Origin of the sequence: Flavobacterium sediminis, assembly GCF_003148385.1 — a bacterium.
GTDB classification, from domain to species: domain Bacteria; phylum Bacteroidota; class Bacteroidia; order Flavobacteriales; family Flavobacteriaceae; genus Flavobacterium; species Flavobacterium sediminis.
In genome coordinates this window covers 304,152-319,313 of record NZ_CP029463.1, presented here as the reverse complement: position 1 = coordinate 319,313, position 15,162 = coordinate 304,152, and the positions used below count along the sequence as shown (strand labels likewise).

The following is a 15,162-nucleotide window of genomic DNA, read 5'->3' as shown; positions in this document are numbered from 1 at the left end:
TTTTAAGAGATTTAGTATTTGAGAGAAGTGTTTTATTCTGTTAAAATTATCCAAGTAAAAAATAAGTTTCGTTTGAATTTTATAATTTTACAAGATGAAAACAACCGAAAATATAGAGCAGTTTTACCAACGTGTTCCCAGAGCCAATGCTTTAAATTTACCGTTAGACAATACCGGAGCGGGGCATATCAATGTGTTTTCCCGAGAGCAATGCAGCATTAAAGCGCCGTATATGCGCCGTGATTTTTACAAAGTATCTCTGGTTATCGGAACCGGAAAACTGCAATATGCTAATCAATACTTACTTATTGACCGACCGGCTTTGCTTTTCAGTAATCCGCAAATACCATATTCATGGGAAATTACCTCTCAGGATCAGAAAGGTTGGTTTGCTTTGTTCTCCGAATCTTTTTTACTGAACAACGAGCGTGCCGGCAGCCTGAAAGAATCGCCTTTATATCGGGTAGGTGGGAATCCGGTTTATTTTCTGAACGAAGCACAATTACAGGAGATCTCAAGGATCTTCGAAAAGATGTATGCAGAGATACAGTCCGATTACCCTTTTAAATACGATGTCGTTCGCAATTGTTTGCATTTAATTATACACGAAGCTATGAAAATGCAACCGGCTGATACGTTCCAAAAGCATCACAATGCCTCTGAACGGATCGTAGCTTTGTTTCTGGAATTGCTGGAGCGGCAGTTTCCGGTAGATTCACCCGACGATCCGTTGGCTATGACGACTGCTAATCAATATGCAGAACAACTTTCGGTTCATGTCAACCATTTGAACAGAGTGGTGAAACAACATACCGAACAAACCACAACGCAGCATATTGCACAACGCATTGTTCAGGAAGCATGGGCATTATTGCAACACAGCGATTGGAGTATTTCGGAGATTGCTTACAGCCTCGGATTTGACACACCGGCTTATTTTACGAACTTCTTTAAACGTAAAACAGGAAAAAATCCGTTGCAGGCTAGAGGAAGTACAAATATTTGAAATTTATAAGTGATGCTTTGAAATCTATAAGCTAAAAGAATCCTTTCGGGATAACTTTGTTGTATCAAAAAAATAATTATGATGAAGTATAGAATTTTAGGAAACAGCAACGAAAAAGTTTCCGCTTTAGGCTTAGGTTGTATGGGGATGAGCTTTGCTTATGGTCCGTTTGACGAAAGTGAGAATTTAAAAACACTGCAACGAGCATTAGACTTAGGAGTTAACTTTCTGGATACTGCGGATATGTATGGTAACGGAGCCAATGAAGTTCTGTTGTCTAAAATACTCAAAGACAATCGGGATAAAGTATTTTTAGCAACAAAGTTCGGTTTTCGTTTTCGCAACGGAAAGGTTGGTGACAGCAATGCTGTAGACACCTATTTTGACGGTTCTCCCGAATATGTAAAACAGGCTGTTGATGCCAGTTTGCAACGTTTGGGTGTAGATGTAATTGACTTGTATTATGCACATCGGGTAGATCCACAGGTGCCGATAGAGGAAACGGTTGGTGCCATGGCTGACTTGGTACAAGCGGGAAAAGTACGTTATCTGGGATTGAGTGAGGCTTCACCGGAATCCATCCGCAAAGCGAATGCGATTCACCCTATTGCGGCTTTACAGAGTGAATATTCTTTGTTGACACGGGACGTGGAAGGAGAGATATTAAATACGGTAAATGAATTTAATATGGCTTTGGTTCCGTATTCACCTTTGGCGAGGGGTTTGGTTACAAATGATTTCAATGTATCGGCTTTAGATGCCGGAGATTTCAGAAAAACATTGCCGCGCTATCAGGGAGAGAATTTAGAAAATAATATGAACCTTACGGATGCTTTTAAAGCGTTTGCAATCGAAAAAGGCATTACATCAGCACAATTAGCACTGGCTTGGGTATTGCATCAGGGAGAAAACATCATTCCTATTCCGGGAACGCGTAAAATAACACGATTAGAAGAAAACAGTAAGGCTGTTGATGTGGTACTTACAGGAGAAGATTTAAGAACAATAGATGCTATTCTGGCGAAATACCCTAATGTAGGGAATCGCTACAACGAAGGTGCTATGAAATTGGTGAACAACTAGATCAACCAACATTTTCATAAAAATAAAACCCAAGCTTTAGCTTGGGTTTTTTGTATTAGATCTCTCTGAGTTTTGTTAACTTTTCTTTCCAAAGTTTCAGATCATCCTTGTGGCGTTCAATGTTCTTTTGTACTTCTTTTAAGAACGGATTGTCTTTTTTAGCGTTAGTGATGAACTGTATGTTATTTTCCAATTGGAAAATTTCGTTTTGCACTTCATCAATTTTCTTTCTGATGAAGAACTGCTCTTTTTCAATAGCATGATTGTCTTCATTTTCCACCCATTGTTCCAGTTTGGCATCAAACTTCATTAATTCAGTATCTTTTTTAGACAAGCTTAGCTTTTCAAATAAAGCATCTAATATTTTGTTGAACTTTCCTTCAATATGGCGACGGTTAAAAGGTACTCTTCCAATAGATTTCCAAGCTTCTATATGTCCTTTGATCGCATCCAGATCTGTTTTGTGATCGCCGCTTAAAACAAAAGATTTTAAATCTTCTAAATAAGCTTTCTTATTTTCAAAAGCTTCTACTTCTTCTTTGTTTTCGGCGTTTCTTACTTTGTGTAAACGGTCAAAATAATGGTTGCAGGCATTTTTGAACTCAGTCCAGATCTTGTCGGAATATTTTCGTGGTACATGACCGATCTTTTTCCAGTCATCCTGAATTTTTTTCATGATCGGAGTAACTGTGTTGAAATCCTCACTATCTTTTAAGGACTTGGCTTGTTCTACTAAAGCTAGCTTTTTATTCAGGTTGTCCTGTTGTTCGTTTTTAATTTCTTTGTAAAAAGCATTTTTCTTAGCGTTGAAATTGCGAACGGCAGTTTTGAACTCGTCCCAGGTTTGCTCTGTAACTTCTGCAGGAACTCTTCCGGCTTTAAAGAAACGTTCTCTCATTTCTTCCATTTTCTTGATCTGAGCCTGCCATGCATTGTGACTGTTGATCTCTTCTTCGCTTAGAGCAATGATCTGATCAATGATTCCTTTTTTCTTTGCTAAGTTCTCTACTTCACGTTCTTTGATAGTCGACAAATACGCTTCTCGTTTGTCGTGCATCTCTTTAGTTACCTCGCTGAACTCGTTCCAGATGGCTTCGCGGTGTTCGCGATCCACAGGTCCGATCTCTTCTTTCCAGACACGGTGTAACAGTTGTAATTCTCTGAAAGCTTTTAAAACATCTTCTTCCTGAAGCAGCTCTTTAGCTTTATCTATAATCTCTTGTTTTTGTTCTAAGTTGTGTTTAAAGTCCAGATCACGGGCTTCTTTGTCCAAATGGATCAGGTCATAAAAACGTTCAATGTGAAAATGGTAGTTATTCCAGACAATATTGTATTTGTCTCTCGGAATAGCTCCTGCCGTTTTCCATTGCTCGCGAATGTCGTTCAAGCGTTTGAACATATCTGCAATAGAAAGCGTTTCATCTGTATTGTCTACCAAAGCTTTTAGCTCTTCGATCAACTCATTTCGTCTTGATAGATTGCTCTTCAAGTTTTTCTGAAGCTGATTGTAATGCTGATTGCGTTTGTTCTTGTAATCGCCGTATACTTCGTCAAAACGGTTCTTTATTGGTAAGTGGTATTCGAATTCGACATTTTCATCCGTATTAGAAGCATTGAACTCATCTCTTTTTTCATCCATCAGATGCTGATAATGGTTCATGAAAGCTTTGCGAATTTCTTCAGCATGATCTTTAAAAGACATTACCGGATGATTTTTTACCAATTTCTGAAGTTCATCGGTAAGTTCGTCCATGGACATGGAATCGTAATCTAACATCGGGATGCTATGGCGATCCTTAATTGAGTCGTCTTCATTTTCTTCTGCGTTGGAATTGTCAATTTCATCCTGAGCAGATTGGTTCTTTACAACAACATTTTCTTGCGACTCTAATTGTGGTTGTCCATCTGCTTCTTGCAGGTTATCATGCTTATCTTCTAACATTTTATAAATGCTTAAGGTTACTAATTCTGCACCAAGATAGTAAAGCGGAATGAGAATTCAAAGAAAATCCGATAAATGTATCGTTTTTTTAAGCTAATGAATTGTCCTGTTGAATGATAGTTCCGGGTTTGTTGTTTGCTGTCTGTTTTTCTATCAGGTTTAAATGTGATATACTATTTATTCCAGATGCGCCAAGCTTTTTCAGCCTGAAAAACTAACATTTCGTAACCGTTTTGGATTTTAGCACCTTGTTCTTTCGCTTTTTTCATAAAAGTGGTTTCTTCCGGATTGTACACTAAGTCAAAAGCAATGTGTTTGGCGGTGAACAAAGAATAGTCAAGTGGGGGACATTCATCTACCTTAGGGTGTGTGCCGAGTGGGGTAGTATTGATAACGATTGTATATTCTTTAAAAACATCGGCTGTAAGTTCGTCATACGAAAGCTCATATTCAGATGGTGTGCGACTTACATAATCAAATTCGATCTTTAATTTGCGCAACGCAAAAGCAATAGCTTTGCTGGCTCCGCCGGTTCCTAAGATCAGTGCTTTAGTATGGTGCTCTTCTAATAGGGGGAGTAATGCTTTTTTAAAACCGTAATAATCTGTATTGTAGCCTTTTAGTTTTTTATTCTTTGAAATAGTTATCGTATTGACTGCGCCGATCTTTCGGGCATTTTTAGAAAGCGCATCAAGATAAGGGATGATCTCTTCTTTATAAGGAATTGTCACGTTGAGTCCGCGCAATCCCTTTGTGTCTTTTAGTAATTGGGGGAAATCTTCAATTTTAGGCAGATCAAAATTCACATATTCGCAATTGTCAAAATGAAGCAAAGCAAATTTTTCAGCAAAGTATTTTCTGGAAAAGGAGTAGGAAATATTTCTGCCCATTAAACCAAATTTTACCTGTTTTTTGAATTTTTTCTTTTTTCCCATTTTATTCTTTTTTTCCTAATTGAAGGGCTAATTTTTCAAGTCCAAAAATTACTAAAAATCCTGCCAATGCCATAACGATTGCCCAAATAATTTTAGGGTCGCCGTTAAAATATTGCGGTAAAATGCTTTTTTCTATAAAGGGAACCGTTTCGCCATGGCTGTTGATCCTTGTTTCCAAAACTTCTTTCCAAGGCCATATTTTATTCAGTGAACCGATCATAAAACCGATCAATAAAGCCAAAGTGGTATTCTTATGATGGGCAAACATCCAGGTAAGTATGCGGGAAAACAGTTTTAAGCCTAAGATAGCACCTAAGGCAAAAACAACAAGCTTAAGTATAGCTTGTCCTAAAAGTTCAGAGTTCATTTGTGTAATGCCTTCTCTTAGTTGGTTGATCGTGCCAATAACCGTTGCGTAAGACCCCATTAAAAGTAGGATAAAAGCTCCTGATACACCCGGTAAAATCATAGCAATGATAGCTAAAAAACCCGACAAAAAGAGGTATGGATAACTGTCAGGAGAATGAGTCGGTTCTGCAATGGTGATGTAATAGGAAAGTACCGTTCCTAAAAGTAACGCAATAATGCTTCGTGCTTTCCAATGTGTAATTTCTTTCCATATAAAAGCAATACTGGCCAGTACCAATCCGAAGAAGAAAGACCATACTAAAACAGGATGTGTTTCCAGTAAATGTGTTATGACTTTAGAGAAAGTAAAGATACTGATCCCGATACCAAGAAGCAAAGCAACTAGAAAATTAGCGTTTATAGCTCCCCAGGTTGCTTTTAATCCGTTTGTTTTTAAACTTTTTAAAGTACTCAGGTTAATTTTATTGATACTATCGATCAATTCCTGATAAATTCCGGAAATGAAAGCAATGGTTCCTCCGGAAACTCCCGGTACAACATCGGCTGCTCCCATAGCAATTCCTTTTAGCGTAATGAAAAGGTAGTCGGGGAAAAGTTTTCTCATAGTTCATAAAAAAAGCCATTTTACTCCGCTAAAAGGTAGTGTTGTAAAATGACTTTGTAATTATCAATTAGTTTCTAAATTTTTCAATAAGGTTTTGTACAGCTTTCTTTGTCCATACGCTTGGGAAAATTTCCGATAGAATTGTATGATTGTTGAAATTTAAGCGCAAGGCATTTGTCAGGTGAAATTTTCCGCTTTTGCCATCACCTACTAAATAATACAATCCTGCTAAACGGTATTCGATTTCATATTCATCTGGAAAAACTTCTATGGATTGCAACAATACTTCAATAGCGGAATCATATTCGCCTAATTGTTGTAATGAATTGGCCCATAAAACAAAAGTGTCCGGATTAATATCACCGTTCTCAAATGCTTTTTTATAGCCTAATTCGGCTTCTTCATAAAACTGAAGGGCATCATTTATTGCAGCATAGCGTTTCCAGTAAAAGCTATTGTCCCCGTCAATTCCTAAAGCTTTATTAACATAATATAGAGCTTTCTGGAAGTTTTTTTCATGAAGGTAAAAATCGGTAATAGCGATCCAGCCTTTGTCAAGTAAGGGGTCTTCATGAACAGTTTTATGATAGAATTTTAATGCTTGTTCTTTGTTTCCCAGCTTTTCATAGCATTTTCCCATGCGCAACAGCGCGAAAGAGGTCGCATCATCAATTTCTGTTGTTATTGTGTAGCAGTCAATGGCTTCCTGATAACGTTTTAGTTTTTCAAGTGCCTTTGCTTTTTCTAAATAAGCACCTAAAAAAGATTCATCAATTAAAGTAGCATAATCAAATGCCCAAACAGCTTTTTCGTAATTTTTTAAAGCATAGTACTGGCGGCCTAACTGATGCCAGGCTACCTCGCTATATGGACTTCTGTCAATGAATTTTTCTAAGTAACGGATGGCGTCTTCATTTTGGTCTAAAAAGTCAAAACAATAGACAACATTGTATAAGGAGGAATAATCCTGTTCGTCTTCTTCCAGACATTTGATAAAGAATTCTTTGGCTTTTTCCAGATCGTCCATGAAAAGATATTCCATACCAATCATTGAATATACATCAGCATAGTCCTCGGTGTACTTTAAGGCGACTTTCAGGGAATCGATTGCTTTAGCATGTTCGTCTCTCTTCGAAAATATATTAGCCTGCTGAATGTAGATCTCTTCATTTGTAGGTTCAATGGCATACAATTCACCCAAGAGTTTTTCTGCAAGGTCTAATTTGTCTTCGTAAACCAGCATTTCAACCTGTACCAGCTTTAAACCTGTTGACTTAGGGTGTTGCTCTAAACCAAGTTTTAAAGCTTTTTTGGCTAAATTTAGCCTTCCGGTATCCATGTAATGGAGTACTATGTCTTCGAATTCTTCCGAATCGAAAAAGAAAACTTTATTCGTTTTCAACATGGACTCAAACTTGGATAGTGAAAGGTTGTTTTCATCTTCATCGTGACTCAATCTCATACGCTTTGCAATTTATGGTTTTGTCCTTACTAAAAGTAAGGAATATATTTGGGTCGATTTTTTGAATAGCAAATTGTTTTAAACAATTTAATTAACAATTCAGATCGCTCTTAATTTTCGTTTGCTATTTCATTTAGTATGTCAATAATGATGCCACAACCTTCTTTGATTTCTTCTTTTGATATAGTAAGCGGAGGGGTTATACGAATTGCCTTACCTTCGAAGAGTAACCAGAACATGATAACGCCTCTTTTAAGGGATTCTAAGATGACACGATTAGTGATTTCAGGACTTTCTGTCATGGCTGCAAGCATTAAACCCTTACCACGGACTTCAGTAATAAGCGGATGAACTAAAAGTTCCCGGAATAATTGTTCTTTTTCTAAAGCTTCTTCCATTAAATGGCTTTCCGTTATTTCCTGTAAAGTGGCCAGTGAAGCGGCAGCTATTACAGGATGTCCGCCAAAAGTCGTGATGTGTCCTAATTTAGGATCATGGCTTAATAGATCCATCATAGCATCAGAGGCTGTAAAAGCACCAACCGGCATACCGCTGGCCATTCCTTTACCCATAACCAAAACGTCAGGAACTATATCGTAATTCATAAAACCGAATAATTTTCCGGTACGGCCAAAACCCGGTTGAATTTCGTCTAATATCAATAGGGCACCTACTTCGTCACATCGCTGGCGTACTTTTTTCAAAAAACCGTTTTCCGGTTGGATGAAACCGGCACCGCCTTGAATGGTTTCTAACAGAACGCCGGCAGTTTTAGTGGTTATTTTTTCTAGATCGTCTTCGTTGTTGAAGGTGATAAAGTCAACATCGGGAATTAGAGGACGAAAAATTTGTTTGCGTTCTTCGTACCCCATAACACTCATACTTCCCATTGTATTTCCGTGGTAAGCATTATAACAAGAGATCCATTGACTTCTTCCGGTGACTCTCCGGGCTAATTTTAAAGCACCTTCAATAGCTTCGGTTCCGGAATTGACCAAATAGGTTTTATTCAACGGTTCAGGTAGGTGAGTAGCGAGTAGTTTACAGAATTCTGTTGCAGGATGTTGGGCAAACTCTCCGTATACCATTACATGAGAATATTTGTCTAATTGCGCTTTAATGGCATCGTTGACTCTTTTAGGTTGATGTCCTAATGTATTTGCTGAAACTCCTGCTACGAAGTCGAGATAAGCGTTACCGTTAGTATCGTAAATATAGCTTCCTTTAGCATGTGATATCTCTATTGCTAAAGGATGTTCAGAGGTTTGTGCCTGATATTTGAAAAAATCGTTAAGCATGGTAAATTGAGTGAATAAAAGTTAGATCAGGGCTGTTTTTCTACAGTCTTCTTGTCTTTGTTATCCGGATTATTTTTGTCGTATTCTAAAGTTTCCGGTAAAACTTCCATAGGAACATCTTCTTCTAATGCTTTTTTCCTGCTTTCGATTAGGATTTGTTCGTGAATAAGGTTCTCTTCTTCCGGAAAGATCCCTTCTTTAGATGTAATGCGTTCGTCTCCTCTCCATATAAATCCTCTTAACCTTCTGGCATTTTCAGGGAATTCACTTTCAGGGTAAAGATTGCTTTCTATTTTGTCAAATGCAGTTACCGTTTCTATCTGGTTGTTGCTGATCTGCATGTTAATCTTACTGCACTTTTTCTTGTCTATACCAATAAGTTCATTATCATCGTTATAGATGTAATAAATGGATTCTGTGTTTTTAACGAGATCAACTTCACTTAGTTTGTTGTCCCTGAATTTTCCGAATAGGTTTTGTCCTTTCATCTGATTGTAGCCGTTTTGGCTTAAGGTATCTTTTTGGACCAGAAAAGCATTATTCAAAACTTTCAGTGAATCCAGTTGCTCTGTTTGGTTGTTACCGATAAGATGCATAACATCACCGGTCATTTGATTTTCATTATTCCATAGAACAGGGTTTCCGATTAATTGTGTCAGAGCTGTTTTATTATTGGAATGGATAGAATCGCATTTTCCGCTCATATCGGTCTTGTAAAAGCGCACGTTGTTAAAAGCTCTGATCGTTCGGTCTTCGGGAGGACCGGTTACCAGAATTTTTTTGCCGTGCATATACAGCGAGTCGTCTTCTACTTTTGTAATAACAACAGCTCGTTTCGTTAATATGATGGAATCTTTTCGGGTTACAGGATCGCGCCACATTTCCGCATAATGCCCTTTGGCAACCATGTTGTTTATCGTATCCGTGATTTTGACATTATTGACGGCTCTGGAAAAGTTTCGGGATTGGTCGTAGTAAAGATCATCTCCTTCAATAATTTTATTATCATACGTTATTGTGGAGTTCTTTAATAGTTTCCCTGTATTGTTCTTGGTGTCATAAAAGCCGTTTTCAGTATAAATGACATTTCCTTCGTTTGTAATAGTTGATGGTCCGAAAACATAAGCATGTCCGGAGTCTTCGTAGAAATCCAAGTGATTGGTCTCTATTTTTGCTTTTGAGTTGGTAACAACAACTTTGGTGTTGAATTGGTATTTTTTAGACTGAACAAAGTATTTTCCGGATTTACTCTTTAAGGTATTTTCTTTGTTTACAATTGTACCGTAACTGTTGTAAAAAGCAACTTGATTTTTTTTGTCAAAATAGATTGTATCTGTTGTCAGAGTAGATTCAGGAGAGCGCAAATATACATCTCCGGTCGCAAAAGCCAATTCTTTTTGTCCGTCATATTCAGCATAGCGACTGTTCAGGGTAATGCTGTCTCCCTGATTTATACGAACATTTCCGAATGCTTTGATGTAATTTTCCTGATCAAAGTAATAGGCTTTGTTGCAATTGATCTTTACGCCATTATGCAGGACTTTCACATTTCCGGTAAAAACGGTAGCTCCGGGAATTTCGTCTTGATTCCGATCTACAAAATCCGAATTTTCTACAATTATTTTTTTGGTTTCCTGAGCATTTAATAGTGCGAAGCAGCTGAACAGGGAAATAATATATAAGGCTAATTTTTTCAAACTTTGATATTTTGGTTCAAAAATAAGTAAAAACTCTAAAAGCCTTTGAGTATTAAGAATTTTTTATAAAAAAAGCGTCCTACTTTTTTGTGGGACGCTTTGTGTATTATTTCACTATAGTTTGTGTTCTATCCGGACCAACTGATATAACTTTTATAGGAACTTCTACTTCTTTTTCAATAAAAGCAATATATTCTTTTAGTTCCTGTGGAAGTTCTTCATAGGAAGACATTCCTGTTAAATCTGCATTCCAGCCTTTTAATTCTGTGTAAACCGGTTGAACATTTTCAGGTTCTATGTTGTAAGGCAAATGATCAATTGTTTGACCTTTATACTTATAAGCAGTGCAAACTTTTAAAGTATCAAATCCGGAAAGTACATCTCCTTTCATCATATATAACTGAGTTACTCCGTTAATCTGAGCAGCATATTTTAAAGCTACGAGGTCTAACCATCCGCAACGACGGGCACGACCGGTCACCGAACCGAATTCGTTTCCTACTTTTGCCATAGTTGAGCCGGTTTCGTCAAAAAGTTCAGTAGGAAATGGACCAGAACCCACACGGGTTGTATATGCTTTGAAAATTCCGAAAACTTCTTTAACGCGGTTAGGCGCAATACCTAAACCGGTACAAGCTCCGGCAGCAGTAGTATTTGATGAAGTAACGAAAGGATATGTTCCGAAATCAACATCTAATAAAGAGCCCTGAGCTCCTTCAGCTAAAATAGATTTTCCTTCTTTTAAAGCTTTGTTTAAATAGTCTTCACTATCAATAAAAGTTAGTTTTTTTAAGGCTGCAATAGCTTCAAAAAATTCTTCTTCCATTTCTTTTAAGTCGTATTGCAGGTCAACATCATAAAAAGCGATCATGGCTTCGTGTTTGTCTGCTAAGGCTCTATAACGTTGTTTAAAATCGTTTAATTCAATGTCTCCTACACGTAAACCGTTTCTTCCGGTTTTATCCATGTAAGTTGGTCCGATTCCTTTTAATGTGGAACCGATCTTTGCTTTTCCTTTAGAAGCTTCAGAAGCTGCATCGAGTAATCGGTGAGTGGGTAGAATAAGATGTGCTTTGCGAGATATGAATAACTTAGAGGTTACATCCATATCAAATTTAGCTAAACCTTCAATTTCTTTTTGGAAAACAACAGGGTCCATAACCACGCCGTTTCCGATAATATTAATGGCATTTTTGTGAAAGATCCCGGAAGGAATTGTTCTTAAAACGTGTTTGATACCATCAAATTCTAAGGTGTGTCCGGCATTCGGTCCTCCTTGAAAACGGGCAATAATATCGTATTTTGAAGTAAGAACGTCAACGATTTTTCCTTTACCCTCGTCGCCCCATTGTAGTCCCAGTAGTAAATCTACAGTCATTTTTTAGCAGTTAGAAATTATAAGTTAGTATTAGTTTGTTGTGTTATTTTCTTTTTTTCTTCCGTAGAAGTAAAGCGAGTGGTTCTGAATTTCGATTCCGAACATATCTTCCATTGTTTTTTTGATCTGCTGGATGCGTGGATCGCAAAATTCAATAACTTCACCTGTATCGGTTAAAATAATGTGGTCATGTTGTTTGTCGAAATAGGATTTTTCATAATGCGCTTGGTTTTGGCCAAACTGATGCCGACGAACTAAACCGCAATCTAAAAGTAATTCTATGGTGTTGTATAGTGTTGCTCTACTAACGCGATAGTTTTTGTTTTTCATTTTGATATACAGGGATTCAATATCAAAATGTTCGTTTGAATTGTATATTTCCTGAAGAATAGCATACCGTTCAGGGGTCTTACGATGTGCTTTTTCTTCTAAGTATTTGGTAAATACGTTTTTTACAATTTCCTGATTGTTGTTGTTTTCCATTAGTTATAAAATGAAACAGCTACAAAGATACTCTTATTTTTTGAATGTGAAAAACATCTCTGAAAATGAAGTTGAGATCTTAGTTCTGATACACCCGATTCACCTTGTCTACGCCGTCTACTTTTTTAATATTATCAATTAATTTTTTCAAAACAGTATTGTTGGGAACAATAACGGTAATTCGCCCTTTAAAGATACCCGCTTCTCCGCTTAGTGATATGTTTTGAATGTTTACGTGCATCTCGTTAGAGATCACTTTGGTTAATTCATTCGTTAAGCCTAAGGTGTCCATTCCTGTGATTTCTATAATGGCTTTGAAATCTTCCTGAGAGGAGTCGATCCACTTGGCCTGAATGATACGATAAGCATAGTTAGACTGTAAACTAATAGCATTCGGACAATCTTTTCTGTGTACTTTTATGCCTTCATTGATTGTAATAAAACCAAATACATCATCTCCGGGAATAGGGTTACAGCAACTAGCCAGTTTGTAGTCCAGTTTTTCCTGTTCTTTTCCGAAAACCAGCATGTCATATTTTTTGCTGATCTCATTACGCTGAATGATTTCCGGTTGCGGATTCGGAGAACGCTTGATGGTTTTCTTGAAAAAGTTTACCAAAGTATTGTTCTTCTGGGCTGCAAAATCTTTTAACTGTTGGTTGTCGATGGTGCCTATACCTACTCTGTAAAACAGATCCAGACTGGTTTGTAATTTAAAATATACAACTAATTCATTGATAACATTTTCGGAAAGATTGATTTTTAAATGGCGAAGTTTACGAGCCAGTATTTCTTTTCCGTCTTCTCCTATTTTTTTGATGTCTTCGTTCAGTACATTCTTAATCTTATTTTTAGCACGAGATGTAGTAACGTAATCCAACCATTGAGCTGTAGGCTTTTGATTAGGAGAAGTGATGACTTCTACCTGATCTCCACTGTTTAAAATATGATTTAGCGGAACCAGTTTTCCGTTGACACGAGTACCTCTTGTATGTACTCCGATCTCAGAGTGTATAGAGAAGGCAAAATCAAGAGAAGTAGCTCCTTTAGGTAAGGATTTAATATCTCCTTTAGGAGTAAAAATATAGATCTCTTTGGAATACAGGTTTAATTTAAAATCTTCGACAAAATCTACAGCATTTGAAGTCTGATTTTCCAGAGCTTCTTTTAATTGATTGAGCCAGATCTCTAATGTATGTTCTTCGGTATCATCTGAATTTTTGTATTTGTAATGTGCTGCATATCCTTTTTCAGCGATTTCATCCATACGTTCGCTACGGATCTGAATTTCTACCCAGCGCCCCTTGGGACCCATAACGGTCGTATGCAGGGCTTCGTATCCGGTTGATTTCGGAGAAGAGATCCAGTCACGCAGACGACTTGGACTCGGGCGGTAATGATCGGTAACTATGGAATAAATTTTCCAGGCTAAGAACTTCTCGTCGTGTTGGGTGGCTTTATAGATGATACGTAAGGCAAACTTGTCATACACTTCATCAAATGTTACTTTCTGAGCACGCATTTTTCTACGAATAGAATAAATGGATTTCGGTCTTCCTTTGATGATGAACTCAATACCTTCATCGTCTAAAGATCTGGTCAAAACATCTGAAATGGATTTGATATAAGCATCCTGTTCCTGTTTGGTCTCTTTTATTTTGCTGACAATTTCGTTGTAGATGTCAGGTTCTGTGTATTTTAACCCCAGATCTTCCAGTTGGGTTTTAATGTTGTACAAACCTAAACGATGTGCTAACGGAGCATAAATATATAGCGTTTCAGAGGCAATTTTAGCCTGCTTATAGTCAACCATGCTTTCCATCGTCTGCATATTATGCAAACGGTCGGCTATTTTGATTAGAATTACCCGAACATCTTCATTGAGTGTCAGCAACATTTTTCGGAAGTTTTCGGCTTGAAGCGAAATATCCTGATCGGTTTTTACTTTGGCAATTTTGGTTAAGCCTTCAACGATCTTCGCAATTTTAGGATTAAACATTCGCTCTATATCTTCAACAGTGATATCGGTGTCTTCAACGACATCGTGCATTAGGGCAGCAGCGATAGAAGTAGCTCCCAAACCGATTTCCGCAGCAACAATTTTAGCTACGGCAATAGGATGGAAAATATAGGCTTCTCCGGATTTTCTTCTTTGCTCTTTATGAGCATCTACTGCTACATCAAAAGCTTTACGGATCAGTTTCTTATCCTCGTCGGAAAGTGTTTGATAACTGATGCGTAAAAGCTCTTTATATTCTTGCGCAATGGCTTTGTTTTCTGCTTCTAAATCTATTTCTACCATATAAAACCTCAATAACTATCTAAAGTTAGTACAAAGTAATGAAATTAACAATTTTATTTGAATCCTTTTTAGGTGCTTTTTTGTCCGCTTGCCTTTTTAAAAAAAAGATCACTTTATTGCAAGATACTATTTTTGGACTAATAAGCAGAAATAAATATTGTTATTCAAAAAATGAATGTTGGAGAACAGTTAAAATTATTAAAGTATTTGCCTTTTACTACAGAACAGAGAGCTAAAAAAGTAGTGGATTTGAATTATTTACGACTTTTTTTAAACTGCTATAATAAATCAGTTACACTTATTGATGTTTTAAATTATAGTTTTCAAATCATTGAAGTTGAACAAAAACAGAGAGGAATTGTCTTTGTATCTGTTCAAAAATTAATGATTGAAGATGATTCGTGGTTTCTTATGCTCAAGAATGAAATTGAACTATTTAATAAAAGAGCATTTGTAGATGATTTTTGGATAATAATTAAAGATGAAAAGAAGACATCTTTTTTAAGAATAGAAAAATTGATAAGTAATATGGGTTTAAAAGAGATTTTTACAGCCATTTATTTTTTTGATGTAATTGATAAACAAATAAAATCTTTAACTTAA

Annotated in this window: 12 protein-coding genes; 3 read left to right on the top strand and 9 right to left on the bottom strand. The window is 36.9% G+C overall.

What is annotated here, in order from left to right:
- The first annotated feature begins 94 nt into the window (after positions 1-94).
- Complete coding sequence (locus tag DI487_RS01435; RefSeq protein WP_109568072.1) at positions 95-1,006, top strand: helix-turn-helix domain-containing protein; 912 nt, start codon at positions 95-97, stop codon at positions 1,004-1,006.
- Between the two features lie 78 nt (positions 1,007-1,084).
- Positions 1,085-2,089: an aldo/keto reductase gene (locus tag DI487_RS01430; protein ID WP_245896489.1), complete on the top strand. Its 1,005-nt coding sequence runs from the start codon at positions 1,085-1,087 to the stop codon at positions 2,087-2,089.
- A 55-nt stretch (positions 2,090-2,144) separates the two neighbouring features.
- On the opposite strand, the gene DI487_RS01425 is transcribed toward DI487_RS01430, so the two are convergent.
- From DI487_RS01425 to DI487_RS01385, 9 genes are all read right to left on the bottom strand, one after another.
- On the bottom strand, positions 2,145-4,031 hold the full coding sequence (locus DI487_RS01425; RefSeq protein ID WP_109568070.1) for a DUF349 domain-containing protein: 1,887 nt from the start codon (positions 4,029-4,031) through the stop codon (positions 2,145-2,147).
- A 173-nt stretch (positions 4,032-4,204) separates the two neighbouring features.
- Positions 4,205-4,966 carry a shikimate dehydrogenase family protein gene (locus DI487_RS01420; protein WP_109568069.1) on the bottom strand — a complete coding sequence of 254 codons (762 nt, stop codon included), beginning with the start codon at positions 4,964-4,966 and terminating at the stop codon, positions 4,205-4,207.
- 1 nt (position 4,967) lies between these two features.
- Positions 4,968-5,939, bottom strand: a complete 972-nt coding sequence (locus DI487_RS01415; protein WP_109568068.1) for a DUF368 domain-containing protein — start codon at positions 5,937-5,939, stop codon at positions 4,968-4,970.
- 67 nt (positions 5,940-6,006) lie between these two features.
- Positions 6,007-7,401 carry a tetratricopeptide repeat protein gene (locus DI487_RS01410; protein ID WP_109568067.1) on the bottom strand — a complete coding sequence of 465 codons (1,395 nt, stop codon included), beginning with the start codon at positions 7,399-7,401 and terminating at the stop codon, positions 6,007-6,009.
- Positions 7,402-7,511: 110 nt separating this feature from the next.
- Complete coding sequence (locus DI487_RS01405) at positions 7,512-8,699, bottom strand: aspartate aminotransferase family protein (RefSeq protein WP_109568066.1); 1,188 nt, start codon at positions 8,697-8,699, stop codon at positions 7,512-7,514.
- A gap of 26 nt (positions 8,700-8,725) precedes the next feature.
- The gene (locus DI487_RS01400) at positions 8,726-10,396 is read right to left on the bottom strand and encodes an OstA-like protein (protein WP_109568065.1); all 1,671 of its coding nucleotides are present in this window, start codon (positions 10,394-10,396) and stop codon (positions 8,726-8,728) included.
- Positions 10,397-10,502: 106 nt separating this feature from the next.
- The gene (locus DI487_RS01395; RefSeq protein ID WP_109568064.1) at positions 10,503-11,774 is read right to left on the bottom strand and encodes an adenylosuccinate synthase; all 1,272 of its coding nucleotides are present in this window, start codon (positions 11,772-11,774) and stop codon (positions 10,503-10,505) included.
- A 30-nt stretch (positions 11,775-11,804) separates the two neighbouring features.
- The gene (locus DI487_RS01390; RefSeq protein ID WP_109568063.1) at positions 11,805-12,257 is read right to left on the bottom strand and encodes a Fur family transcriptional regulator; all 453 of its coding nucleotides are present in this window, start codon (positions 12,255-12,257) and stop codon (positions 11,805-11,807) included.
- A 79-nt stretch (positions 12,258-12,336) separates the two neighbouring features.
- Positions 12,337-14,559 (bottom strand): RelA/SpoT family protein, encoded by a 2,223-nt coding sequence (locus DI487_RS01385; RefSeq protein WP_109568062.1) that lies wholly within the window; start codon positions 14,557-14,559, stop codon positions 12,337-12,339.
- A gap of 171 nt (positions 14,560-14,730) precedes the next feature.
- Here DI487_RS01385 and DI487_RS01380 point away from each other — a divergent pair, with 171 nt between their 5' ends.
- Positions 14,731-15,162 (top strand): hypothetical protein, encoded by a 432-nt coding sequence (locus DI487_RS01380; protein ID WP_109568061.1) that lies wholly within the window; start codon positions 14,731-14,733, stop codon positions 15,160-15,162.